The sequence below is a fragment of the Pseudoduganella sp. GW821-FHT11H04 genome (assembly GCF_058807935.1).
On record NZ_JBXARE010000004.1, the window covers coordinates 491,935 to 516,412 of the forward strand.

At 60.3% G+C, this 24,478-nt stretch carries 26 protein-coding genes and 1 other RNA gene; 11 read left to right on the forward strand and 16 right to left on the reverse strand.

What is annotated here, in order from left to right; translation table 11 throughout:
- Positions 1-30: 30 nt before the first annotated feature.
- The 5 genes from AC1RTP_RS12460 to AC1RTP_RS12480 form a co-directional block, all read right to left on the reverse strand.
- Entirely contained in the window at positions 31-1,401 is a 1,371-nt protein-coding gene (locus AC1RTP_RS12460; RefSeq protein ID WP_498607908.1) for a sigma-54-dependent transcriptional regulator, read from the reverse strand.
- Entirely contained in the window at positions 1,398-3,089 is a 1,692-nt protein-coding gene (locus AC1RTP_RS12465) for a sensor histidine kinase (protein ID WP_498607910.1), read from the reverse strand. Before AC1RTP_RS12465 ends, AC1RTP_RS12460 begins: the two co-directional genes overlap by 4 nt.
- A gap of 77 nt (positions 3,090-3,166) precedes the next feature.
- Positions 3,167-3,964 (reverse strand): ABC transporter ATP-binding protein, encoded by a 798-nt coding sequence (locus tag AC1RTP_RS12470; RefSeq protein ID WP_498607912.1) that lies wholly within the window; start codon positions 3,962-3,964, stop codon positions 3,167-3,169.
- Position 3,965: 1 nt separating this feature from the next.
- Entirely contained in the window at positions 3,966-4,787 is an 822-nt protein-coding gene (locus tag AC1RTP_RS12475) for an ABC transporter permease (protein WP_498607914.1), read from the reverse strand.
- 13 nt (positions 4,788-4,800) lie between these two features.
- Positions 4,801-5,769, reverse strand: coding sequence for an ABC transporter substrate-binding protein (locus AC1RTP_RS12480; protein ID WP_498607915.1), 969 nt, complete (start codon positions 5,767-5,769; stop codon positions 4,801-4,803).
- Between the two features lie 228 nt (positions 5,770-5,997).
- Here AC1RTP_RS12480 and AC1RTP_RS12485 point away from each other — a divergent pair, with 228 nt between their 5' ends.
- Both AC1RTP_RS12485 and AC1RTP_RS12490 read left to right on the forward strand, forming a co-directional pair.
- Positions 5,998-6,327 carry a hypothetical protein gene (locus AC1RTP_RS12485; RefSeq protein WP_498607917.1) on the forward strand — a complete coding sequence of 110 codons (330 nt, stop codon included), beginning with the start codon at positions 5,998-6,000 and terminating at the stop codon, positions 6,325-6,327.
- A 116-nt stretch (positions 6,328-6,443) separates the two neighbouring features.
- Positions 6,444-6,659, forward strand: a complete 216-nt coding sequence (locus AC1RTP_RS12490; RefSeq protein WP_498607919.1) for a DUF4351 domain-containing protein — start codon at positions 6,444-6,446, stop codon at positions 6,657-6,659.
- Positions 6,660-6,693: 34 nt separating this feature from the next.
- Here AC1RTP_RS12490 and AC1RTP_RS12495 read toward each other — a convergent pair whose 3' ends face one another.
- Entirely contained in the window at positions 6,694-8,322 is a 1,629-nt protein-coding gene (locus AC1RTP_RS12495; protein ID WP_498607920.1) for a POT-type proton-dependent oligopeptide transporter, read from the reverse strand.
- Positions 8,323-8,517: 195 nt separating this feature from the next.
- Here AC1RTP_RS12495 and AC1RTP_RS12500 point away from each other — a divergent pair, with 195 nt between their 5' ends.
- The 4 genes from AC1RTP_RS12500 (at position 8,518) to AC1RTP_RS12515 (ending at position 14,060) form a co-directional block, all read left to right on the forward strand.
- Positions 8,518-10,125 (forward strand): alpha-glucosidase, encoded by a 1,608-nt coding sequence (locus tag AC1RTP_RS12500; RefSeq protein ID WP_498607921.1) that lies wholly within the window; start codon positions 8,518-8,520, stop codon positions 10,123-10,125.
- Positions 10,126-10,259: 134 nt separating this feature from the next.
- Positions 10,260-12,134 carry a glucokinase gene (locus AC1RTP_RS12505; RefSeq protein ID WP_498607922.1) on the forward strand — a complete coding sequence of 625 codons (1,875 nt, stop codon included), beginning with the start codon at positions 10,260-10,262 and terminating at the stop codon, positions 12,132-12,134.
- A gap of 163 nt (positions 12,135-12,297) precedes the next feature.
- The gene (locus AC1RTP_RS12510) at positions 12,298-12,825 is read left to right on the forward strand and encodes a PadR family transcriptional regulator (RefSeq protein ID WP_498607924.1); all 528 of its coding nucleotides are present in this window, start codon (positions 12,298-12,300) and stop codon (positions 12,823-12,825) included.
- The gene (locus AC1RTP_RS12515; protein ID WP_498607926.1) at positions 12,825-14,060 is read left to right on the forward strand and encodes an MFS transporter; all 1,236 of its coding nucleotides are present in this window, start codon (positions 12,825-12,827) and stop codon (positions 14,058-14,060) included. Before AC1RTP_RS12510 ends, AC1RTP_RS12515 begins: the two co-directional genes overlap by 1 nt.
- Here the strand turns inward: AC1RTP_RS12515 and AC1RTP_RS12520 are convergent.
- The 9 genes from AC1RTP_RS12520 to AC1RTP_RS12560 form a co-directional block, all read right to left on the reverse strand.
- Positions 14,038-14,658, reverse strand: a complete 621-nt coding sequence (locus AC1RTP_RS12520) for a hypothetical protein (RefSeq protein ID WP_498607927.1) — start codon at positions 14,656-14,658, stop codon at positions 14,038-14,040. The genes AC1RTP_RS12515 and AC1RTP_RS12520 overlap by 23 nt on opposite strands.
- A gap of 3 nt (positions 14,659-14,661) precedes the next feature.
- Complete coding sequence (locus AC1RTP_RS12525; protein WP_498607928.1) at positions 14,662-15,291, reverse strand: glutathione S-transferase family protein; 630 nt, start codon at positions 15,289-15,291, stop codon at positions 14,662-14,664.
- Between the two features lie 3 nt (positions 15,292-15,294).
- Positions 15,295-15,753, reverse strand: coding sequence for a hypothetical protein (locus AC1RTP_RS12530; protein ID WP_498607930.1), 459 nt, complete (start codon positions 15,751-15,753; stop codon positions 15,295-15,297).
- A 111-nt stretch (positions 15,754-15,864) separates the two neighbouring features.
- Entirely contained in the window at positions 15,865-16,470 is a 606-nt protein-coding gene (locus AC1RTP_RS12535) for a DUF642 domain-containing protein (protein ID WP_498607931.1), read from the reverse strand.
- 51 nt (positions 16,471-16,521) lie between these two features.
- On the reverse strand, positions 16,522-17,274 hold the full coding sequence (locus AC1RTP_RS12540) for a DUF6882 domain-containing protein (RefSeq protein WP_498607933.1): 753 nt from the start codon (positions 17,272-17,274) through the stop codon (positions 16,522-16,524).
- Between the two features lie 88 nt (positions 17,275-17,362).
- Positions 17,363-19,009: a chaperonin GroEL gene (gene groL, locus AC1RTP_RS12545; protein WP_498607935.1), complete on the reverse strand. Its 1,647-nt coding sequence runs from the start codon at positions 19,007-19,009 to the stop codon at positions 17,363-17,365.
- 49 nt (positions 19,010-19,058) lie between these two features.
- Positions 19,059-19,349 (reverse strand): co-chaperone GroES, encoded by a 291-nt coding sequence (gene groES / locus AC1RTP_RS12550; RefSeq protein ID WP_028101749.1) that lies wholly within the window; start codon positions 19,347-19,349, stop codon positions 19,059-19,061.
- A gap of 151 nt (positions 19,350-19,500) precedes the next feature.
- Positions 19,501-20,895 carry a sensor histidine kinase gene (locus tag AC1RTP_RS12555; RefSeq protein ID WP_498607937.1) on the reverse strand — a complete coding sequence of 465 codons (1,395 nt, stop codon included), beginning with the start codon at positions 20,893-20,895 and terminating at the stop codon, positions 19,501-19,503.
- Complete coding sequence (locus AC1RTP_RS12560; protein WP_498607939.1) at positions 20,892-21,572, reverse strand: response regulator transcription factor; 681 nt, start codon at positions 21,570-21,572, stop codon at positions 20,892-20,894. Before AC1RTP_RS12560 ends, AC1RTP_RS12555 begins: the two co-directional genes overlap by 4 nt.
- Before the next feature lie 135 nt (positions 21,573-21,707).
- On the opposite strand from AC1RTP_RS12560, the gene AC1RTP_RS12565 reads away from it, so the two are divergent.
- The 5 genes from AC1RTP_RS12565 to AC1RTP_RS12585 all read left to right on the forward strand — a co-directional run bounded on the left by AC1RTP_RS12565 (position 21,708) and on the right by AC1RTP_RS12585 (position 23,176).
- Positions 21,708-21,833 carry a hypothetical protein gene (locus AC1RTP_RS12565; protein ID WP_498607940.1) on the forward strand — a complete coding sequence of 42 codons (126 nt, stop codon included), beginning with the start codon at positions 21,708-21,710 and terminating at the stop codon, positions 21,831-21,833.
- Positions 21,834-21,898: 65 nt separating this feature from the next.
- A complete protein-coding gene (locus AC1RTP_RS12570) occupies positions 21,899-22,120 on the forward strand; it encodes a hypothetical protein (protein ID WP_498607942.1) in 222 nt (73 codons plus the stop codon).
- Entirely contained in the window at positions 22,117-22,419 is a 303-nt protein-coding gene (locus AC1RTP_RS12575) for a cell division protein ZapA (RefSeq protein WP_498607943.1), read from the forward strand. Before AC1RTP_RS12570 ends, AC1RTP_RS12575 begins: the two co-directional genes overlap by 4 nt.
- 47 nt (positions 22,420-22,466) lie before the next feature.
- Positions 22,467-22,647: non-coding RNA, 6S RNA (gene ssrS, locus AC1RTP_RS12580), on the forward strand.
- 67 nt (positions 22,648-22,714) lie between these two features.
- A complete protein-coding gene (locus tag AC1RTP_RS12585) occupies positions 22,715-23,176 on the forward strand; it encodes an EVE domain-containing protein (protein ID WP_498607945.1) in 462 nt (153 codons plus the stop codon).
- Positions 23,177-23,179: 3 nt separating this feature from the next.
- Here the strand turns inward: AC1RTP_RS12585 and AC1RTP_RS12590 are convergent, their stop codons facing one another.
- On the reverse strand, positions 23,180-24,427 hold the full coding sequence (locus AC1RTP_RS12590; protein ID WP_498607946.1) for a tetratricopeptide repeat protein: 1,248 nt from the start codon (positions 24,425-24,427) through the stop codon (positions 23,180-23,182).
- Between the last annotated feature and the right edge of the window lie 51 nt (positions 24,428-24,478).

The window sequence follows — 24,478 nt, forward strand, 5'->3', positions numbered from 1 at the left end:
TTACCTCAAAATATGTAGCTTTACTACATTTCACTCGCGCTGGATCTGATGCTTTTTCAGTTTGTCGTAGAGGGTTTTGCGGGGCAGGAGCAAGCGGTCTGCGGCCAGCGCGACATTGTTGTCAGCGGCCGCCAGCGCACGCAGGATCAGGTCGCGCTCGAAGGCGTCGACCTGCTGCGGCAGCGAAGGCTGGTCCGCATCGCCAGCCGCCGCGCTTCCTCCAAGCGTGCCCGCGGCGGTAGCGATGCTGCTCGCCGGTGCTTCAGCTGCCGCCGGTGCGGCTGGAGCCAGCCCGAGGGTCAAACGCTCGGCGAAATTGCGCAACTCCCGCACGTTGCCCGGCCAATCCGCGGCTTGCCAGGCCGCCATCTGCTCCGGCGCCCAGCGCGGCACGGGACGTTGGTAGCGTTGGGCCGCCTCGGCGACGAAGTGGGCCAGCAGCAGCGGAATGTCTTCCCTTCGGTCGCGCAAGCGCGGCAAGTCGACGCTGATCACGCCAATGCGGTAATACAAGTCCTCGCGGAACAAACCCTGGCCCGACAAGGCCAGAAGGTCCGCCTTGCTTGCTGCCACAATGCGGCAATCCAGCGCCACGGATTCGTTCCCGCCAAGCCGCTCCAGGCGCCGTTCCTGCAGCACGCGCAGCAGCTTGACCTGCAAGGCCATCGGCATGCTCTCGATCTCGTCGAGGAAGACGGTTCCGCCGTTGGCATATTCCAGCTTGCCGATGCGGCGTTTCTGCGCCCCGGTGAATGCGCCGGCTTCGTGGCCAAAAATCTCGCTTTCGAACACCGACTCCGGCAGCGCGCCGCAATTGATCGCGACGAAGTTACCCTTGCGGCCACTGGCCGCGTGAATCAGCCGCGCCATAACTTCCTTGCCGGTGCCGGTCTGGCCGTTGATCAGGATATCCACGCCGGTCGGCGCTACATTCCGCACCACGACTTTCAGGTGTTCGATCGCTTCGGAACGGCCAATGAGGTCCGGCATGTCGGGATGCTGTGCGCGTTCAGTGCGCAACTGGCGATTTTCCAACACGAGGCTGCGGCGCTCCTGCGCGCGCTTGACTGCATCCATCAACCTTTCGGAAGAGAAGGGCTTCTCGATAAAGTCGTAGGCGCCCGCGCGCATGGCGGCGACGGCCATCCCGACATCGCCGTGGCCAGTGACCACGATGACGGGCAGTTCTGCATCGACTGAAGCGACGCGCGCCAGCAGATCCAGGCCGGAGATACCGGGCAAACGGACGTCGGTCACGACAACGCCGGGATATTCGGCGCGCAGCGAAGGCAACGCTTCCTCGGCGCTGGCGCAAGCCTGCACGGCGAAGCCGCCGAGTTCCAAAGTTTGCGAAGTGGCCAGGCGCAGTGCCGCCTCGTCTTCAACCAAAAGCGCTTTCATCGCGCTGCTCCTTCTTTAATAAGCGGTAAGCGTAACTCAAACTGCGCGCCCCCGCCGTCCATATTGCGGGCCGACAGGCGACCGTTCATGGCCTGCACAATGGACGAGGAAATCGCCAGGCCCAGGCCCAGTCCTTGCCCGGTGGGCTTGGTCGTAAAGAAGGGCTCGAACAGGTGCGCGGCCACTTCCTGCGGAATGCCTGCGCCGCTGTCGGTAATGCGTGCTACGCCATCGCTGCTTTCTCGCGATAGCGCCACCGACACGCGCGGCTGCGGCCGGCCTTCTACAGCATCGAGGGCATTGCGCAGCAGGTTAATCAGCACTTGTTCGATGCGCACCGTGTCGCCTGCTACGGTGAGCGGCGCGGCATTAGTGTCGATCTCCAGCACCACATTGCATCGCTTGCATTCGCTCTCCAGAAGGAAGGCCGAACTGCGCACAGCGCGCCCCAGTTCCACCGGTCCGACAGTTTCGTCCTTGCGCGCGAAGCCTTTCAGCTGGCTGATGATCGCGCCCATGCGCGCGCTGGCGTCGCCGATGTGACCAAGGTTGTTCGCAGCCTGCTCCGGCTGGCCGCGATCCAGGAAGGTGCGCGCGTTGTCGGCGAAGGCGCGGATTGCAGCCAGGGGCTGGTTCAGTTCATGCGTCATGCCGGCAGCCATCTGGCCGAGCATGGCCAGTTTTCCGGCCTGCACAAGCTCATTCTGCGTCGTGCGCAGGATGCGGTTCGTTTCGCTCAGTTGCTGCGTGCGCTGGGCGATGCGCGATTCCAGTTCGCGGTCAAAGGCCAACCGTTCTTCGCGGCGGCGCTGGCGCTGGTGCATGGCCCAATAAGATACGCCACCGCACGCCAGCAGCAGTGCAGCCGCTAGCGCCCAGTTGATGCCGCTGCGAACGACGCGCAGCTGGTTCGGAAAAATCATCAGCTGCCAGCCAAGGCGGCCCACTTCCTGGGTGACGCGCGGGCCCGGATTGCGCGCCAGCGGAGTGACTTCGCGGCCTGTGTATTGCTGCGTGCTGGCCAGTTCCGCAAGGGCTGAGGGGGGAAGCTTTTCCAGGCTGTGATAGCGCCATGCGGGACGGTTGCTGAGGAAGATCACGCCATGGCGGTCCGCCAGTACGATTGGGTCTTCACTGCTGCTCCAGTTGCGTTCCAGTTCGCCGAGGCTGATCTTGACCGCGATCACGCCATCGATGTCGCCTTGCCTGCGCACCGGTTGGGCGATGAAGTAGCCGGCTTCGCTGGTGCTGGTGCCAATGCCATAGAAACGGCCTGCCTCGCCTTTCAAGGCGGCCTGGAAGTAGGGGCGGTAGGAGAAGTTCTTGCCTGCGAAGCCGAGGGGCTGGTCCCAGTTGCTGGCGCCGAGCGTCAGGCCGTTGCGGTCCATCAGATAGAGTGCGCCGACTTTGGCTTGCTGCTGGATGGTTTGCAGGGTTTCGTTGAGGCGCGTGATGGCTTGCTGGTCGCCGGGGTGGGCCAGGGCGTTGGGCAGGTCGGGTTGCTGGGCCAGGACGAAGGGGAGGGTTTCGAAGCGTTCCAGCACGGATTGCAGTTCGGGCGCCATGAGTTGAAGCTGGCGTTGGCCTTGCGCCAGCTGCTCGTTGCCGGCGCGCTGCGCGCCGAGCATGTAGGCGGCCGCGATGATGATAGCGGCGGCGGGGTAGAGCAGGAGGTGGGGTTTGCGCATAGGCGACATTTTAAACCGGTAAAGCAGTGTCTGACCCGCAGGGTCAGACACTGGCCGGCAGCCGTCGCGTGTTGGTTTTAGTCAACTGCCGCCATGCGCATCTCGTCGTTGTGATGCCGCTGCTGTTCTTCCATCACCAACGCGCCCAGCTCACGCTTGAGCGCATTGAATTCAGCCGACGCAGGATCGCGCAGGCGTGGCAGCTCCACAATCATGTCGCGCTTCACCGTACCCGGACGATAAGTCATCACCACAATCCGGTCCGCGAGGTAAATCGCTTCTTCAATACTGTGCGTCACAAAGATAATGGTCTTCTTCAGCTCCGACCAGATACGCAGCAATTCATCCTGCAGGTTGCGGCGGGTCAGCGCATCCAATGCGCCAAATGGTTCATCCATCAGCATGATCGGCGAATCGAGCGCCAGCACGCGCGCAATCGCCACGCGCTGGCGCATACCGCCCGACAGGTCTTTCGGATAGCGGTTGCGGAAGTCCGACAGCGACAGCATGGACAGCAGCTGGTCGACGCGCTGTTTGATTTCCTCGGCGGCCATGCCCTTCACCTCCAGGCCGAACGCGATATTCTTCTCCACCGTCATCCACGGGAAGAGCGCATATTCCTGGAACACCATGCCGCGCTCCGGGCCAGGGCCGGTGATCAGCTGACCGTCGGCAGTGATCTCGCCGCTGGAAGGCAGCGAGAAGCCGGCGATCGCATTCAGCAAAGTCGATTTGCCGCAGCCCGATGGACCCAGCAGGCAGACGAACTGCCCCTGCGGGATTTGCAGGTTGATGTCGCGCAGCGCCACCACTTCGCGGTTGTCGGTCTTGAATACCTTGTTGACGTGTTTGACGTCGATATGGGTTGCGCTCATCTTAGTTCTCCAGGCCGCGGTGCCAGCGCAGCAAATGGTTATTCAGCTTGTTCATGCCAATATCGATCGCCAGGCCAAGCAGGCCAATGCTAATCATGCCGGCGATGATCTTGTCCGACCAGAAATACTCGCGCGCTTCGAGGATACGGAAACCAAGTCCGTTGTTCACAGCGATCATTTCCGACACGATCACCACGATGAACGCGGTGCCGATGCCGATACGCACGCCGGACAGGATGTAAGGCACGGCGGCAGGCAGCATCACGCGGACAAACATGGTGCGCTGGCTGACGCCCAGGTTGCGCGCCGCGCGAACGTAGATGCCGTCCACCTGGCGCACGCCGGCGATGGTATTCATCAGCACCGGGAAGAAAGCACCCAGCGCGATCAGGAACACGGCCGGCGCGTTGCCCAGGCCGAACCACAGTATCGCCAGCGGAATGTAGGCGATCGGCGGAATCGGGCGCAGGACCTGCAGCAGGGGATTGAGCCAGTCATACATACGCTTGCTCGACCCCATGACCAGGCCAAACGGCAGGGCCAGTCCGGCGCCGACGGCAAAGCCGACCAGCACGCGGTACATGCTTGCGACGGTGTCGCCAATGAGCTCGCCGGAAAATGCCCACGCCAGCCAGGACGTGGCGGCAGGATCGTAAGGCTGCAGCGGCAGCAGGTATTCCACCCATTTGGTCACCACTGCCCAAGGGGAGGGCAGCACTTGCGGATTAATCCACTCCAGGGACGCGCATAACTGCCATAAGGCGATGACCGCCACGGGCACCACGGAGCCAGCGGCAAGCTGGCGTAAATTGAGTTTTGCCATGATGAGCCTCGACTTATTTGATGTTCAGGCTTTTCTTGGCCTCGTCCAGCAGGTCGGTCTTGACCCATTCGGTCGCCACCGGCGCCTTGCGCATTTTGCCCACGCCGCTCTTGTTCATCACGTCGGTGGTGACCTGGATGTGCTGCGGGGTGATGTCGTAGGTGTACGGCGAGTTGGCGATCGCGTCCTGGAAATCGTCGGCGGTGATCTGGCCCTTGAAGATCACGTTGCGCACGTATTTTTCAGCGGTCGGCTTGTCCTCGATGAAGGTCTTGGTGGCCTGCACGAAGCAGCTCATGAACTTGGCCGCGGTGGCGCGGCGGGTGGTGTAGAACTTTTCGCTCATCACCATGGTGCGCACTGGTTCGCCGATCGGGGTGTCATACGGCTTCATGACTTCCATGCCGTAGCCCTTGTTGATGGCTTGCGAGGATTGCGGTTCCGATTGCATGATCGCGTCCAGGTTCTTGCCGAGCAGGGCCTGGTTCAGGTCCGCAAAGGCCAGGAACACCAGCTGCACGTCCTTGCCTGGCTGGTCGGAGAAGGTCAGGCCAGCCTGCGACAGTTCGGCGGCCAGCAGCACTTCGTGGATGCCGCCACGCGTTACGCCGACCTTCTTGCCTTTCAGTTCCTTGATCGACTTGATGCCGCTGTCGGGGCGCGCGACCAGCCGCGCGCCACCTTTGGCGAAACCGGCGACTACATAAATCGGGGCGCCATTGGCGCGGCCCTGGATGGCGGCTTCCGACGCGGTCGCGCCGACATCGAGCTCGCCCGCCAGGATGGCCTGCATCACGTCCGGCCCCTTGGCGAAGACATGTTCTTCGACCTTGATGCCGCACTTCGGCGCGATTTCCTTGATATACGAGACGGCGCCGTAGTGCGCGAATTTCAGATTGCCGAGACGGACAACTTCCTGGGCATTGGCGGCGGTGGCGAAAGCTGCGGCCACGACGAGGGATGCAAGTTTAAGCTTGGTCATGCTGGTCTCCTGGATAAAGGTTGTTTTGACCAGCATTTAGCAGCTTCCATGCCAGAAAATTGGAATGCTGCAAGTGTTTGATTTTATTGAGCCACCGCCCTGCGCGACAGCGGGCGCTGCGGCGGAATTCCGGAATCCCGCCACGGCTTGTGCGGATTTTCGCCGCATTGCGGCTGCGGTTGCGTTTTCTCAATGCGAGCTGTCGCGTCACACTTGTAGAGTGGCCGAATGCGAAACACTGCGCCAACCCTTCAATACGATTCGCCGTGGAAGGCAGCGCTCGGGCATGGCTTCCACGCCTTCATATCGTTCTACTTTCCAGAACTTTGCACCCAGATAGACTGGAAAAAGCGGCCGCGCTTTCGCGACAAGGAATTGGCCAAAATCGATTTAGGTGTCAACGCCCGCGATGTGATGGCCGATAAGCTGGTTGAAGTACATCTGCGGAACGGCGTCGCGCAGTGGGTGCTTGTGCATATCGAGGTGCAAGCGCAGCGCGATGCGGCCAGTTTGGCGCTGCTCGCGGCTACCAACGCCGCTGGAGCAAACGGCGCATAATCGCTTTATTCAAGGTAATTAACTGGATGATGGCTTTGCCGGAACCTCAGCAGGAACGATACTGGCGAGCTATTCTTCGCTTGGAAAGGAAGTGCAAAGTGGAATGGATTAGTCCATTGGAACAGTCGTTCATCGATAAGGGGCGGAAGAAAGGACTGCAAGAAGGGCGGCAAGAAGGTGCTGCCGAGCTTCTGGAAAGACTGTTAGTCCTGCGCTTTGGCTCGCTTCCCGCCGCTGTTCGTAAAAAACTGGCCAAGGCAAGCGAAGAGCAACTGGCGGCGTGGGGCGCTGCGGTCCTCGAGGCTCCCTCACTGAAGCAAGTCTTCGGCTAGGCGGCGAGTCCGCCGAAGCGGACTCGCGGAGGGATCACGCCTTCTGTGGTTCCGGCGTGGTGCCGTAGCAGACTTGCGGTTCCGCTTCCTTACGGTAGTAGTCCACCATCTTGTAGCGCAACGCGTACAGTGCGAAGCAGCCCGCCACCAGTGCCGCGAAGCCGGCGAAGAAGTACATCTGGAAGGCCATGACCGAGAAGCCGGTGGTGGCGATGTAGGCGGACACGGCGTCATTCTTCACGCCCGCGTTCAGGATAAGCACCCACAGGTTGCCGACGGTGACCGCCAGGTACCACAGCGCCATGATCACTCCCTTCATCGATGCAGGCGCTTGCGAGTAGGCGAATTCCAGACCGGTCGCGGACACCAGCACCTCGCCGAAAGTCAGCAGGGCATACGGCAGGATCTGCCAGGCCATCGACACCGGCGTGCCGCCATCCATCACCACCTGCAGCGTACCAATCACCACCCATGCCAGTGCGGAGACGAAGATGCCGGTGCCCATGCGGCGCAACGGCGTCGGTTCGATGCCAATTTTGCGCAGCAGCGGGAAGAGGGCGATGTTATTGAAGGGGATCAGCAGCATCACCAGCAGCGGGTTCAGGGCCTGCATCTGCGCCGGTACGAAGGAGAACGACCAGCCCAGGAATTCGTAAGTCGGGTGCACCATATCGTTGGCCTGCACGATCCAGGTAGAAGCCTTCTGGTCGAACAGGGACCAGAACGGCGTCACCATGGCGAACACGATGAAGATGCGCAGCACTGCTCGTACGCCATCCACCGCCTCGTCGCTATGCTTGCCGCGTGCGCGTTCCAGCTGCATCGATGTGCCGATGCCGCCGAAAGCCATCACCAGCACCAGCGCGGTACAGGCTGCAATGACGAAGCCCCAGGAGGGCGTCATCGCCAGCGAAACCAGCGCGGCGGCCACCCCGATCAAGGCGACCGTCAGGCCTGGGCGGGACTGGCCAGGCGCCGTCGACATCAAGGCGGTCTTGGCGACGCGGGTAAAGGAATCCTTGCTTGGTTCCGCCGGCGGCACGTGCACATATTTTTTGCGGCCCGACCAGAACACCAGCGTGGCAATGAACATCAGGATGCCGGGAATTCCGAATGCAACCGCTGCACCAAAGTCCTTCAGGAAGATCGGCATCAGCAGGGAAGCGAAGAAGGAGCCGAAGTTGATGCTCCAGTAGAAGGCGTCAAACACCACTTTGGCCTTCTTCTTATTGGTCTGGTCGAACTGGTCGCCGACAAAGGACACCACCAGTGGCTTGATGCCGCCAGAACCAAAGGCGATCAGGAACAGGCCAAAGTAAAAGCCCTGCAGGTTGCTCTCGAACAGCGCCAGGCAGGCATGTCCCGCGCAGTAAATCAGCGAGAACCAGAACACGGTGTTGTATTTGCCGAAGAATCGGTCGGACAGCCAGCCGCCCAGCAGCGGGAAGAAGTACACGCCGATCACGAAGGTGTGGAACACGTGCTTCGCTTCGCCGGCGCGGTGTTCCGATGGAATGAACAGCAGAAGGGTGCTGATCAGGAACGGCACCAGGATATTGCGCATCCCGTAAAAGCTGAAGCGCTCGCAAGCCTCGTTGGTAATGATGTACGGGATTTGCCGGGGCATCGGCCCGTTACCCTGATCCAGTTCTTGCGTCGACATGAGGTCTCCCGTTTCGAATAATGGGCGCGATCCTATGCGAACGGACCTGCCTTGGCAACTACTGGATTCACTTACGTGTAGTTTAACTACGTGAAAAATCGTAAGTTACTGATTTTTAAGGAATCATAGTATTTGATGTTCCCCCATTCATGATGTATATTATCTACATAATTGTTTTTGATCGGGATTAGGCATATGAGCACACCTTGGTGGAACGAAGCAATCATTTATCAGGTTTACCCTCGCAGCTACCTGGATACCAACGGTGACGGCATCGGCGACCTGAATGGCATCACCGATCGCCTCGACTACATTGCCAAGCTGGGTGTGGACATCATCTGGATCTCGCCCTTCTTCAGATCCCCGATGCGCGATTTCGGCTACGACGTGGCCGATTACTGCGACGTCGACCCGATGTTCGGCACCCTGGCCGATTTCGACAAGATGATCGCCAAGGCGCACAGCCTGGGCCTGAAGATCATGATCGACCAGGTCATGTCCCACACCTCCGAAGACCACCCGTGGTTCAAAGAGAGCCGCTCCTCGCGCGACAACCCGAAATCCGACTGGTATGTATGGGCCGATCCGCTGCCGGACGGGAATCCGCCTAATAACTGGCTGTCCGTGTTCGGCGGCTCGTCCTGGCAATGGGATTCTCGCCGCAAGCAGTACTACATGCACAACTTCCTGGTCAGCCAGCCTGACCTGAACTTCCACAATCCGGAAGTGCAGCAGGCGCACCTGGATGCGCTGCGATTCTGGCTCAAGCGTGGCGTGGATGGCGTGCGTATGGACGCCTGCAACTTCCACTTCCATGACCGCCAGCTGCGCAGCAACCCGCCGGCACTGGTGCGCGACACTTCCACGGTAAGCGACGCCAACCCTTACGGCATGCAGGCCCATATCCACGACAAGACGCAGCCGGAAAACGTCGCCTTCCTGGAGAAAGTGCGCAAGCTGCTGGACGAATATGGCGCCGTGGCGATCGGCGAAGTGGGCGCGGACGATGCGCTGGCAGTGATGGCTGAATATATGGCAGGCGGCGACAAGCTGCATATGGCCTACAGCTTCAACCTGCTGACCGCCGACAGCAGCGCAGGCCATATCCGCAAGCAGGTGGAGGATTTCCAGGCACGCGTCAAGGAAGGCCAGCCATCCTGGTCGGTCGGCAACCACGACGCAGTGCGGGTGGTGACGCGCTGGAACGGCATGAGCAACCAGGCGGCTTTTGCCAAGCTGGTGCTGGCCATGCAGCTGTCGCTGAAAGGCACGCCTTGCTTGTACCAGGGCGACGAGCTGGCGTTCAGCGAAGCCGACGTGCCGTATGAGCTGATCCAAGACCCGTACGGCAAGACCTTCTGGCCTGAATTCAAGGGGCGCGATGGCTGCCGTACTCCGATTGCCTGGACCAACGGCCAGCACGGCGGCTTCACCACCGGTACGCCATGGCTGCCGGTGGCGGAGGAGCATAAGGCGATTGCGGCATCGGTGCAGGAAGCGGATCCTTCATCGCCGCTGAATTTTGCGCGCCGTATGATTGCTTGGCGTAAGACGATGCCGCAGCTGACGTGCGGCGACATCCTGTTTTATGATGCGCCGGAGCCAGTGCTGGCGCTGCGGCGCGACCTGGAGGGGGAGCGCAGCCTGATCGCTGTGTTCAACCTGGGGGCGGCGCCGGTGAATTTTGCGCTGCCTGCAGCCAAAGGCGCGCAGAAGCTGGAGCAGCCAGGCTTGCCGGGCGAGGTGGTTGATGATGTTGTTCAGCTGCCGGGGTACGGGGCTTGGTTTGGATTTGCCGCCTGAACCCGGTAAATCCGGGTCAGACCCAAGGGTCTGACCCAGTCAGCGCAGCCTGCAGTGGATGGGTCTGACCCCGCCTGCCGGGTTTTAGGGTATCCTCCCGCCTTTAGGGCGTTATCTAAAACGTAAAAAATACAATGAAACAGATAGTGGCAGACCCAAAAGCCAACCGCTCCGCTTTTGCGGACGGCCCCCGCCTGCTGGCCGATATTGGCGCCACCCATGCGCGCCTGGCCTTGCAAACGGCGCCTGGCGAATTCAAAGCCGTCCGCGTGCTGCAATGCGACGACTTCACCGGCATCGTCCCGCTGCTGCGCAGCTATCTGGCCGACCACGGCGGCATCACCCTCAATCACGGCGCGCTGGCGCTGGCCAACCCGGTCCACGGCGATTTCATTCGCATGACCAACCGCGACTGGCAATTCTCCACCGACGAAGTGCGGCGCGAATTGGGCCTGCACACGCTGCTGGTGGTGAACGACTTCACCGCGCTGGCCATGGCAATCCCCGGTTTCAAAGCCGATGACCTGATGCAGGTTGGTGGCGGCTCCCCGGCCCAAAACTCCGTGATCGGCGTGCTGGGCCCTGGTACCGGCCTTGGCTGCTCCGGCGTGATCCCTACCACCGACGGATTTGTGACACTCGGTTCGGAAGGCGGCCACACTAACTTTGCCCCGGCTGATGAACGCGAATACGCGATCCTGCAATACGCCTGGCAAACCTGGCCCCACGTATCGAACGAACGCCTGATTTCCGGCCCTGGCATGGAAATCATCTACCGCGCCCTCGCGCGCCGCAACGGCCTGACAGTGCGCGACCTGACTTCGCAGCAGATCATCGCCGGTGCGATGAAGGATAAGAACGAACTCTGTATCGAAGTGCTGGAATGCTTCTGCGCCATGCTGGGCGGCGCGGCGGCCAACCTGGCGGTGACGCTGGGCTCCTTCGGCGGCATCTTCATCGGGGGCGGCATCGTGCCGCGCATGGGCGAATGGTTCAAGGAATCGCCATTCCGCACCCGTTTTGAAGCCAAGGGCCGTTTCTCGTCCTACCTGGCCGAAATCCCGACCTATGTGATCACCGCCGCGAACCCTGCGTTCTACGGCGTGGCCACGATTCTGTCCGAGCATCTGCGCGGCCGCACCGGCGCCAACACACTGATGGAACGTGTGCAGTCGCTGAAGTCGGAGCTGACGCCGGCCGAGCAGCGCGTGGCGCAGCTGGTGATCGAGCAACCGCGCCTGGTGCTGAATGAACCGATTGCCGACATCGCCCGCCTGGCCGAAGTGTCGCAGCCGACCGTGATCCGCTTCTGCCGCTCGCTAGGTTTCCAGGGCCTGGCCGACTTCAAGCTGAAATTCGCCTCCAGCCTGACAGGCGCCATCCCGGTGCGCCACAGCCAGGTGCGGGTTTCCGACAGCACGCACGACCTGAGTGCCAAAGTGATCGACAATACCGTCTCCGCGATCCTGAAATTTCGCGATCAGATGGACGTGCACTCGCTGGACCGCGCCATCGAGCTGCTGTCCAAGGCCAAGAAGGTCGAGTTTTACGCCATGGGCAATTCGCGCGTAGTGGCGCTGGATGGCCAGCACAAGTTCTTCCGCTTCCGCATCCCGACCGCGGCGTATGGCGACTCGCACCTGTTCAAACTGGCCGCCGAGCTGCTGAAACCGGGCGACGTGGTGATCGCGATCTCCAATTCCGGCAAGCTGCCGGAGCTGGTCGAAGCTGTCGACGCCGCCCGCAATGCCGGCGCCGACGTTATCGCAATCACGAGCAGCCAGTCACCGCTGGCAAAGAAAGCCACGGTCTGCCTGGCGGTCGACCACTCGGAAGACAGCAGCTCCTTCCTGTCGATGATCTCGCGTATCCTGCAGCTGTTGCTGATCGACGTGCTATCGGTCGGCATCTCGCTGGACGAGCAGAACGCCGAGCTGGTGCTGGAGCACAAAGCGAACGGCGTAGTGCAGGAAAGCCGCCGCCTGCAGATCTCCCATCTCGACAACTAACTGGCAAATATAAAGTCGGGGTCAGGTCGAGCAATCGGACATTTCGCGCAGCGAAATGTCCGATTGCTCGACCTGACCCCGACTTTTTTTATGCTTGCAATCCCGCTGGAATAGTTTACGATATATCTTATTGCGATATATCTTAACTTCCGGGAGGGAAGCTATGTTCCATTTCTTCCGCGGCCATCATCGGCTGCACCATGAACACCATCATCACCAGCGCGGCGGCGGCGGGCGCGGGCCGAAAATGTTCGACGCCGGCGCCATGCGCTACGTCGTGCTGCAACTGATCGCCGACAAGCCGCGCCACGGCTACGAAATCATCAAGGAGCTGGAAACGCTGACCGGCGGTAGCTATACGCCCAGTCCGGGCGCCATCTATCCGCTGCTGTCCATGATGGCCGACATGGGCCACGTCGACATCGTCAAGGATGGCAACAAGAAGTTGTATTCGATCTTGCCGGAAGGGCAGCAGTTCCTCGACGAGAACCGCATTATGGTGGATGCCTACATGGCGCGCCTGGTGGAAAACGCCCGGGGCGAGGATGGCGGCGACCTGCGTACCTTGATGCATGCCTTGAAAGACGCCGTCATTACTCGCGGCCGGGGCCCTCGGACCACCCGCGAGCACGTTGACGCGATCCGCGCTATTCTCAAGCGCGCTATCAACGAAATTAACAATTTAAGCTGATGCCACTGACACTCACTCCGCAACGCGAACGCACAGTCCTATGGCTGCTGGCGTTCATCCAGTTCACCGTCATCATGGACTTTATGGTCATGATGCCGCTCGCACCGCAATTGATGCGGGCATTCTCGATCAGCGCCGCCCAGGTTTCCGGCGCCGTATCGGCTTACGCCTGGTGCGCCGGTCTTTCCGGCTTGCTGGCGGCGACTTATGCCGATCGCTTCGACCGCAAGAAGCTGCAGCTGTCGATGTTCATGCTGTTCAATTTGTCCAACCTGGCCTGTGCCCTCGCGCCGAACTTCCACGTGCTGTTGCTGTCGCGCGCCTTTGCCGGCATGACGGGCGGTGTACTCGGTGCGATCAGCATGTCCATTATTGCCGACCTGATTCCGCAGGAGCGGCGCGGCGCCGCGACCGGCGTCGTGATGACTTCCTTCAGCATGGCTGCTATTGCCGGCGTGCCGATCGGCGTCATGCTGGGCGCACACTTCGGCTGGCAATCGCCGTTCTACCTGCTGGTGGTGCTGTCGATGCTGGTGTGGGCGGTGGCAACGCGCACCTTGCCATCGATGACCGCGCACCTGGCGAATACCCCGGTGCCGCTGGCGCGCGTGTTGCCCGAGTTGATTGGCCTGTTCAAGGTAGGCGCCCATTTGCGCGGCTTCCTCCTGACCTTCGTGGTCACGGTCAGCGGCATGATGGTGATTCCCTTCATTTCGCCTATGCTGGTGGGGAACCTTGGCATCGCACCGGCGCAAATCAGCTACGTCTACCTGTGCGGCGGCATTGCGACGCTGTTCAGCTCACGCCTGATTGGCGGCTGGTCGGACCGCGCCGGCAAGCATCGCGTATTCCGCTGGGTGGCGCTGTTCTCGATTGCGCCGACACTGTTCATGACGCATATGCCGCAGATTCCGCTGCTGGCGGTGATGCTGTTCTTCCCGTTCTTTATGGTGGCAATGTCGGGCCGTTTTGTGCCGCTGCAGGCGCTGCTGACCACGATCCCTGAACCGCAAAAGCGCGGCGCATTCCTGAGCGCGAATTCGGCAATCCAGCAGATGGGGACGGGTATTGGCGCCTTTGCGGGCGGCATGATGGTGCACACCGATGCGGCAGGACACATCCTCGGCTACGACACTATCGGCGTCGTCGCGTCGCTGCTGATCCTCTTTGCGGTGTGGTGGATCGGGCGGGTGCAGAGCGCACCCGCGGCGCTTACTGCTCGTTCCCCTGCTTGACTACAAGGTCCAGCAAGCGCTGGCCTTGTTCGAGCACGGACTTGGCCAGTTCGTCGCGTACGATATCGCTGAAAAAGCCTTCCATCACGCGGTTGCCGTCCTGTGACAGGAAGGTGAAGCGCAACTGGCCCGCGCCCGGCGCAAAGGCCGGCTTTTGGACCTTAGCCTTGATGAAGGCCGGAATCGCGATGGCCACCAGGGCTTTCGCCTGTTCCGCCACTTCGGGCGGGGTGCCTTCGAATACGGCAGCGCGGCCGGACTGGTTGATGTAGCGAACACGCCCGTCGGCATAAGCGGCCAGTGTATCCATGCTGCCGTCGAGTGGTACTTCAATCACCACGCCCAGTACTTCCGGTGCCGCGGGCATATGGCCGTTGGCGCGCAGCCATTGTGCTGCGAGCAAGCGGACGCGGGATTCTTCGTTGACGTCTTGCGCAATGGCTTGCACCACGCGCAGGTCAGGTGCTTCGCCGAACAACTGGCCTACATCGTCGGCGAACAGCATGTTGTGCACGGTGTTCAATTCCTCCGTGCCGTACGGCGCATCAGCGCGAATCTTGGATTTGGCGCTGAACGCCGCAAACAACTTCTTGAACATCTTTTACCATCCAGTTAAAGCTTCTACTTCCGTTACGTGGCGCCAGCTTGGGCGAGCGCGCATCATGTCGGCATATTTTTGCAGGGCCGGCCAGGCCGTTGCGGGGCGCGGCATATTACGCGACCAGCGCATATACATGGTCAGCATCAGGTCCACGCCGGAGAATGTGTCACCCAGCAGGTAGGGGCCATTATCGGTCAGGCGCGCGTCCAGTGTCGCCCACATCGATTCGATGCGCTGCTGGATCGCGCTGCGCACTGCCCGGTCGTCATTGGCGCCGGCAATCTCGGTCGGATAGAACCACAGGCGGAAATTGTTGCCCAGCTCATTTGCCAGCGTTACCGCCAGCTCATACCACTCCGCCCGCGCCAGCGAACCGGCAGGCGGCGCCAGGTTTGAATGCGGGTGGCGCTCGGCCAGCATCAACATCAGGGCTGCCGATTCGTGGAATGGCTTGCCGTCGATGATCAGGGTAGGGACCTTGCCGCGCGGGTTGAGGCGCAGATATTCGGGGCTGCGCTGCTGGCCAGCATCCAGGTCGATTTCAGCCAGTTCATAGGGCACGCCGATTTCTTTCAGCGCCGCGTGGACCGCCAGGCTTGCAGCACCTTTGCCGTAGTAGAGGGTGTACATGGCTTAGTTCTTCAGGCTCTTGCGCCATTGATCGAGCGGCAGCAGGTCGCCGCTGATATCGTCTTCGACCAGGATTTCGCCATTCGTGTACGACACCAGGAAGCTGGCCATGGCCTGCGCCATGTCGTCGCCGTTTTCCACGAAGGTGAGCTGGTAGTAGGGCTTGCCGTTCACGTCGCGCGGCTTTGAGTCGGTTTCGATCAAGGCGCCATGGCGCAGGCCTTCGCTGCGTTTTTCGACGGCATCGGCCCAGTGCTTCAGTTCCGGTAATGCCATCAGTTTTTCCACCGCCTGCTCGCGACTCACCGCCGCTTTCGCGGCTGGCGATACGGTCGCGACATCCGTCGAAACCGCTGCAGTCGCCGCCTCAGATTTGTGATTACTTACATACCATGCGCCGGCAGCGGCGACCAGGAGACCGGCAACAGCACCGGCGACAGCGGATTTACGGGAAGAGGTCATGTGGAGCGCACCCCAGCGGTTAAAGTGCGCCAATACTAACAGATTGGCGAGCCATATGAGAAAGCCTGCAAGGCGTAAACCTTGCAGGCTTTCATAAGGGGTAATTCCTGATTATTGCTGGCGGCGGCGCAGGGTGAATCCCAGCATTCCCAGTCCCAGCAGCATCGCGGCCAGCGTGCCCGGTTCAGGCACATTGGTGGTCAGGGACACATTGTCCAGCGAGCCGCCGTAGCCGTCACTATTGCCGCTTGCCTGGAACTGCAGGGTGGACAGGTTGCCAACTGCGAACATCGACAGTTCAACTTTGGTCCAGCTCGTGATCGATGTGAAGTTGTCCTGCGCTTTATGCAGCAGCAGGTTGCCGTTCCAGTACACGTCGATGCCGTTGGTGGCTGCGGCGGTGTGCTCACGCGGGGCGTAGTAGAAGGACAGCTTGTACTGGTTGCCGGCGACGGTATTGAAGGATTGGCTGATCCAGCTGTTGTTGTAGGTGTCCAGCTCCAGGTAATTGCTGCCTTCCTCGGCCGCGCCAGCGACGTTATTGCGAACTTCCGCACCATTTGCACCGACATTCCAGCCATCCAATGCGTTTTTCACGGTCCAGGAATTCGCGCCAACGCCATTCTTTTCGAAGCCGCCGTTCTTGATCAGTTCAACTGGGCCAGCAATGGCGACGCCAGCGGCGAGGAAGAGTGCAGCAGCGAAGAATTTTTTCATGTTGTTTAAAGGTAATCTAAGTTGTGCAAAATATACTTAGATTGTATCACGTCAATTGCGATGCTTGACGGACAAGATGAGCATGAAGATATAGCCGTTGTCTGAAGGTACGCGGTAGGCGCCTAAGGCGCCGAGCGTTTGCGCGGCGATGGCGGACATGTGCCAGCCATCTTGCTGATCGGCGGCCCATCTGGGAACGGTGAGGTGAGGGAAGTCGCGCTCTTCGCCGAAGTCGCGCACAGCTTCGATGCGTGAGCGGACGGGTTCGAGCAGGCTGAAATTCGCCCAGGACCACATCCAGGTATTACTGCTTGTCGAGAGCGTGCCGACGAATTCGATGTCGGCTACGAGGTCGGGAAGTTGGTCGCTGCCGGAGAAAACCAGCTCCGCAGAGTCCTGATAATAATTCCAGTGTGGATAGTCGTTGATCTTCAGGCGCTCGGACATGGCGTCTTGCATTGCTTGCAGCGCGCTGCATTGGACGTGCAGGTAATTATTCCATTCGGCCAGAGCCTCGTCGTCGAGGCGTTTGATGCTATGCGCGATGCCGTCTTCGTAGCAGCCGCCGCAAATCATCCGGATCTCAACCTCGTTCTCATTGTTCTCATTCCACTCGCCTTCTCGTTCGAGAAGCTCATTGCAGGCGGAACACCATGCATCGGGCCATGGTTCGTCTTCTTCCGGGTAGCCGCAGTGCCAGCGCTGGATCGGGTTTTCGATCAGGTGCTTGCAGACGCAGGCAAGCCCGCTTTCGCCGTGGGTGGGGCAAGAGGAGGTTTCGGTTGTCATGAAGGCATGGTACATAAAAAAATCCCACCCGCACAAAGCGCGGCCGAGGCCGCGTTCTGGCAGGTGGGATTTTTTGTGAGTCGGCGCTTAGCCGGCCGGCTGATTACATCATGCCGTCCATGCCACCCATGCCGCCCATGCCACCCATACCGCCCATGCCGCCGGCAGCTTTGTCTTCTACGACTTCAGCAACCATGCAGTCGGTGGTCAGCATCAGGCCGGCGATCGACGCTGCGTTTTGCAGGGCCGAGCGGGTTACTTTAGCTGGATCCAGAACGCCCATTTCAACCATGTCGCCGTAGGTGCCGTTGGCAGCGTTGTAGCCGTAGTTGCCGGAACCAGCCAGCACTGCGTTCACAACGACCGATGCTTCTTCGCCGGCGTTGGTGACGATCATGCGCAGCGGCTCTTCCATTGCGCGCAGGACGATCTTGATACCTGCGTCCTGGTCGGCGTTGTCGCCTTTCACGTTCAGGGAAGCGCGAGCGCGCAGCAGGGCTACGCCGCCGCCTGGCACAATGCCTTCTTCCACAGCTGCGCGAGTTGCGTGCAGTGCGTCTTCAACACGTGCTTTCTTTTCTTTCATTTCGACTTCGGTGGCTGCGCCAACCTTGATCACGGCAACGCCGCCGGCCAGCTTGGCCACGCGCTCTTGCAGTTTTTCGCGGTCGTAGTCGGAGGTCGCGCCGTCGATCTGGGTGCGGATCTGCGCCACGCGGCCTTCGATTGCGGAAGCTTCGCCTGCGCCGTCGATGACGATGGTGTTTTCCTTGCCCACTTCGATACGCTTGGCTTGGCCCAGTTCTGCCAGGGTGGCTTTTTCCAGGGTCAGGCCGACTTCTTCAGCCACTACCTGGCCGCCGGTCAGGATGGCGATGTCTTCCAGCATTGCCTTGCGACGGTCGCCGAAGCCAGGGGCTTTCACTGCGCAGGTCTTCAGGATGCCGCGGATGTTGTTGACCACCAGGGTCGCCAGTGCTTCGCCTTCGATGTCTTCTGCGATGATCAGCAGCGGACGGCCGGCTTTAGCAACTTGCTCCAGTACTGGCAGCAGGTCGCGGATGTTGGCGATCTTCTTGTCGCACAGCAGAACGAATGGGTTCTCCAGTACGGCAACTTGCTTCTCTTGGTTGTTGATGAAGTATGGGGACAGGTAGCCGCGGTCGAACTGCATACCTTCCACGATATCCAGCTCGTCGTGCAGGGACTTGCCGTCTTCAACGGTGATGACGCCTTCCTTGCCCACTTTTTCCATCGCTTCAGCGATACGGTCGCCGATCGAGGTTTCCGAGTTGGCGGAGATCGCGCCAACCTGGGCGATTTCCTTGGAGGTGGTGGTTGGCTTGGACATGGTCTTCAGCTGTTCGACGGTGGCAGCAACTGCCTTGTCGATGCCGCGCTTCAGGTCCATTGGGTTCATGCCGGCGGCAACGTATTTCATGCCTTCGCGGACGATTGCCTGGGCCAGCACGGTTGCGGTGGTGGTACCGTCACCGGCGTTGTCGGAGGTCTTGGAAGCGACTTCCTTAACCATCTGCGCGCCCATGTTCATCAGCTTGTCTTTCAGTTCGATCTCTTTAGCGACCGAAACGCCGTCCTTGGTGACGGTTGGGGCGCCGAAGGAGCGCTCCAGCACCACATTGCGGCCTTTAGGGCCCAGGGTGACTTTAACTGCGTTGGCGAGGATGTTCACGCCTTCGACCATCTTGGCACGTGCGGAATCGCCGAAAATGACTTCTTTAGCTGCCATGTTTGATTTCTCCTGAATTCTGTATTTGTCTAAATGACTGGGGCTGTGATTACTTCTGAACCACGGCCATGATGTCTTCTTCGCGCATTACCAGCAGTTCCTGGCCGTCTACTTTGACGGCTTGGCCGGCGTATTTGCCGAACAGAACGCGGTCGCCCACTTTTACTTCCAGAGCACGCACGGTGCCGTTGTCAGCAACTTTGCCGTTGCCAACTGCCAGCACTTCACCCTGGTCTGGTTTTTCAGCAGCTGCATCAGGGATGATCAGGCCGGACGCGGTCTTGGTTTCCTGGTCCAGGCGTTTGACGATGACGCGGTCATGCAAAGGGCGAAGGTTCATACAAAACTCCTTTTACTCGGTTTATTGACAGTTGTTAGCACTCTCGGCTAACGAGTGCCAACAATTATAGGGACGACACTTTCCCTTTTCAAGCGAATTTCTTTGCGCTCGATCAATCGTTAATTCGATATTAAGAATGTTTGATTGATAACTAGGCGCGCGAAGGCAGGGCTGGCAGGGTCAGGCTGAAGCTGACTTCCGCCGTGCTGCAGTCTGCCAGCCGCAGTTCTCCGCCATGGGCGCGGGCGATTTCCCGGGCCAGGGCCAGGCCCAGTCCGACGCCGGAAACGCGGCGGTTATAGGCGTGGTCGGCGCGGTAGAAACGGTCAAATAGCCGCTCTCGTTGCTCAAAGGCAATGCCGGCCGAGGCGTTGGACACTTCAATTTGCCAGGTATTGCCGCTCAGGCGCCCCTTGATCGCAATCCAGCCTTCGGACAGGCCATATTTGACCGCATTGCTGGCCAGGTTTTGCAGTACCTGGCGCAGCAGGTCGGCGTCGCCCTCGGTGTCCATGCGCGGCGGCAGGTCGAGGCGCAGCGGACGGTCGGGCGCCATCATGTCCAGGTCGTCGGCCAGTTCGCGCAGCATCGGCGCCAGGTCCAGCGGCTGCGTCGGGATCTGCAACTGGCCGGCATCGGCGCGCGACAGCATCAGCAGCTTGCGCACGACGTTATCCAGGCGCCGCACTTCATCCAGCATATCGGCCAGGGCCTGTTCCAGTTCCGGATCGTCGCCGGCCCGCTCGAAAGCGCGTTCCAGTTCGCCCTGCAGGATCGAGACCGGAGTGCGTAATTCATGCGCGGCGTCGCCGGAGAAACGCGCCGACTGTTGGAAGCTGCGGTCAAGCCGGTCCAGCATGTCGTTGAAGACCGTGACCAGGCGTTCGAATTCCAGCACCTCTTCATCGGCCGCCACTCGCTGGCGCATATCGCTGGCGCGGATGCGCTCCATCACGCCGGTCAGGTGTTCGATCGGCCGCATGGCTTTACCGGCCAGGTACCAGGCCACGCTTGCAACCAGCAGGCAAAGCAGGGCGACGATTGCGCCAAAGCGCTTGATGGTGACGATCAGCTGCGCTTCCGATAGCGTGGTGTTGACACCCAGCTGCACCAGCACATTGCCTCGCCGGACTTCGCCGATGCGCCATTGCCGTCCGCCGCCATAATAAGTACGCAGTTCGCTGTCGCCCGCTTCCGGCACCAGCAAGGAAGTGGGCCAGTTGGGGCTCTGGTACATCACGCCGCGCTTGTCGTCGACCGCGCGCATGATCGCGAATTTCTCGTTGTCGCCCTCCGGGGCAAAGCCGCTGAAGCTGGCGTTCAAGTGGGCGTCAATGGCTGGCCATAGCGGTACCGGCGAGGCGCCGAAGCCCGGACCCGCCAATTGCGCCACCATGATGCGGTCGATAATGGCCGCACGCCGGTTCAACAGGGTGAGGGAAGCGACGATGAACAGCACGATCACCACGGCCATTGCCAAGCCGCCGGTGGTCAGCGCCACCCGCAAGCGGAAGGATCGGATGAAGGGGCGGCGCGCCGCTGTCATGCTTCGCCGTCCGGCTTGCGCAGGCGGTAGCCGACGCCGCGCACCGCTTCAATGGCGACATGCTCGGGCAGGGCGAGCTTTTTGCGCAGGCGCTGGATGCAGACGTCCACCATATTGGTTTGCGGGTCGAAGTCGTAGCCCCACACATGCTCCAGGATCTGGGTGCGGGTGTAGACCCGGCCAGGCGCACGCATCAGGTATTCCATCAGGTTGAATTCGCGGCTGGTGAGTTCGACCTCGCGGCCATCCAGGCGGGCAACGCGCGCCAGGCGGTCCAGCTTGAGCGGGCCGGCGGTGAGCACGTTCTGCCGTTCGCCGCTCACGCGCCGCCGCAGGGCGTGGATGCGCGCCACCAGTTCTTCCATATAGAAGGGCTTAGCCAGGTAATCGTCGGCGCCCAGGTTCAGGCCTTGCAGGCGGTCGTCCAGTTCATTGCGTGCGGTCAGCAGGATCACAGGCGTGTCGCGACCGTCGCGGCGCAGCGCTTTCAGGATCGCCAGGCCATCGCGGCCCGGCACCATGATGTCGAGCAGGATGATGTCGTACTGGCGTGACAGGGCATAGTCATACCCCAGGTTCCCATCTTCGCAATGGTCCACAAGGAAGCCTTGCTCGCGCAATCCGCTGCAAACAAAGCTGGCTATTCGCTGTTCGTCTTCTACCAGTAGGGCTTTCATCTCCGGCATTCTTCCAGAAAGTCAAAAGCGGCGTCAATGCGGGCGGCGCCTGATTACAGATTTGTAATCGAAGCGTGGCCTGTCCTGTCATCTTCGCTTGCTGTAATGGAGGAGTTGATATACGGGAGAGCGGCCATGAGCATCGGCATCTGGTTCAAGGAGCTTGGCAATGACCTGGCCGACATCGGCGGCGCATTCAAGGACGTCTGCATCGACATCGCGGCAGCGGCCAGGAAGATTACTGGGCTGGGCTCCAAATAGGCTACAATCCCAAGCATGTCTAACACCAAGTTGACCGTGCAATCGTGCGGCCCTATAGTTTCTGGATGATCGCAGACTACCAAGAACTTTCCGACAAAATCGACCGCCTCGCGGAACTCGCGCATACCTTGCGTCGTGAGAACGCCCAGTTGCGCCAGGCCAATGCCGCCCTGGTGGCCGATAACCTTGAATACCAACGCCGCCTGGGCGAAGCACATGCGCGCGTGACGGCGCTGCTGGACAAGATCCCGGCCGCCGAAGCAGACACCCCTGAGGATGCCCAATGATCCATGTCGACGTGACCATCATGGGTCAGCCGTACAAGCTGGCCTGCAAGGCCGACGAAGAACGCGCGCTGCGCGAAGCGGCCAATCTGCTCGATAAAAAGATGAGCGCGATCCGCGAAGCGGGCAAGATCAAGGGTAATGACCGCATTGCCGTCATGGCGGCGCTGGGCATGGCTGCTGAATTCCTGGCATCGAAAACTGCCAGCGGCGGCCCGTCAATGCTGGAAGTGCAGGAGAAGCTGGGCGCCATGCACAAGGTGCTCGACAATGCACTGACTCCGCAAGAGAATCTGTTTTAATTGTCTTAAAGGCCTTTCCCCGAAATCGTTTGAGGAGTAAACTTCGTGTCACCCTGCGGTGTTCGAGATTTGCCATATATTCCTTGAACCATTTACATGCACCGGTTGCGGAAATTTGTTCGACGGGCGTGAGCGTCACTAGTCTGATGAACCCGAAGTTGAACTAACTGCAACCACCTTGAACCGTAAGGTTCGGGATGCCGGCATAACGGCACAGGCGGGGCCTCATTCCATACGAAAGCGGTTGCATGCACTCCAAGGTGCGCAACCGTTTTTTTACGTCCAGAGGAGCGCCATGCAATATTGGTTGATGAAGTCCGAGCCCGACGAAGTAAGCATTGACGATGTCATGTCCGCCAAGGGCAAGACCGTGCCGTGGTTCGGTGTGCGTAACTATCAGGCCCGCAATTTCATGCGCGATGCGATGCAGGTCGGCGACGGCGTGCTGTTCTACCATTCCTCCTGCCCGGAGCCGGGCATTGCCGGCATTGCGGAAGTGGTGAGCGGTCCTTATCCTGACGCCACCCAGTTCGATTCAAAGAGCAACTACTACGACGCCAAGGCGACGCAGGAGCAGCCGCGCTGGATTTCCGTCGACGTGAAAGGCGTACGCAAAACGCGCTTGCTGTCGCTGGCCGAAATGCGCACGCTGCCGCAACTGGAGGACATGGTGGTGCTGCAAAAAGGCAGCCGCCTGTCCATCACGCCGGTCACGCCGGCGCAATGGGCTGCTGTCACCAAGCTGCTGAAGGAATAAGCCTTACTGCTTGGCGCCGGTGTAGTTGTCCAGTGCTTTGCCGATGCCGCTTTTGGCGAAAGTGGCGGCAAGCGCTTGCGCGTCGTCGCGTTCAGACTGTGTCAAGCGTGGCGCCAGCATGCCTGAAAAAGTGCGTGCCTGCTCGCTTTCCTTGCAGTTATAAATCACAGCCAGTTCGCCAACGATGGATTTGCGTGACACGGGCTCGAGCTTAGTGTCATTCAAGTCTTCCATGATGCGCGACTGGTCCATCAATGCCGCGTGGCAGAACAATTGGCGCGCGTCCCTGGCGGATGCAGACGTGCCGCGGCCCTCTTCCTGGAATCGTGCCAATTCTCGCATTGCATTTGCACTTCCTTTATCTGCCGCTTCTTGGAACCATTTTTCGGCCTCAGCGTCGTCGCGCTTGACGCCCAGGCCTTGTGCATACAGGCGCCCACCGTTTATCAATCCATCGCTATCCTGGAAGTCGGCCGCTTTCTCGAACCAGGCTGCCGCCTTCGTGTAGTCGCGCGGCACACCCAGGCCCCGGAGATAGAGCTCGCCAATGCTGTTCATTGCGGCGCCATTCTGTTTACTTGCTGCGCTCATGTAGTACTCCATTGCGCGTGCGTAGTCTTTGTTCGTTCCCTGCCCCGCCTCGGTCATGCGGCCAAGCTTGTAGCTGGTGTCGCCGCCGTCATCGCGGATGGACTGGTATAGGCGGAATGCCTTGGTGTAGCTTTGTTGCGTACCAATGCCCTTTGCGTACATGTCTGCCAGGCCTGTGGTGCACAGGCCGTTTTGCAAGTCCATGCATTCCTTCATTAGCTTGAATGCACCTTCCTTATCCTGGGGAGTATGTTCGCCACTGACCTTTTGGAGGGCCAAGTGACGCATACTCTCAGCGCCATGGGCCCTGACTCCTTTTTGAAGCCACTCCAGGCCTTTGGCAGGATCGTAACGGTCTGACTTTTTCGCCAAATGCATAATGGCCACTAGAACGTAAGCGCTTTCTTCGCCGCGTTCTGCTGCCCGAATAGCGAATTCCTGGGATTTCCTGGTGTCTTGCGGGACGCCTGCTCCGTTCGCGTACATCACGCTAAGCATCCAGTCGCCGTCGCCGTAGCCGCGGGCGGATAAGCCTTCGAAAATCTTGAGGGCCTTGGCGTAATCGCCGGCGCGGTAGGCTTCGACGCCGCTTTCGTAGCCGTCGGCATGGGCGACGGTGGCACAGCAGGAAAGGGCGAGGGCGGAAAGCAGTCGTTTCATGGGAATGGCAAAAATGACAAAAGGGGGCATTTTAGCCAATGTTGGCGGCTC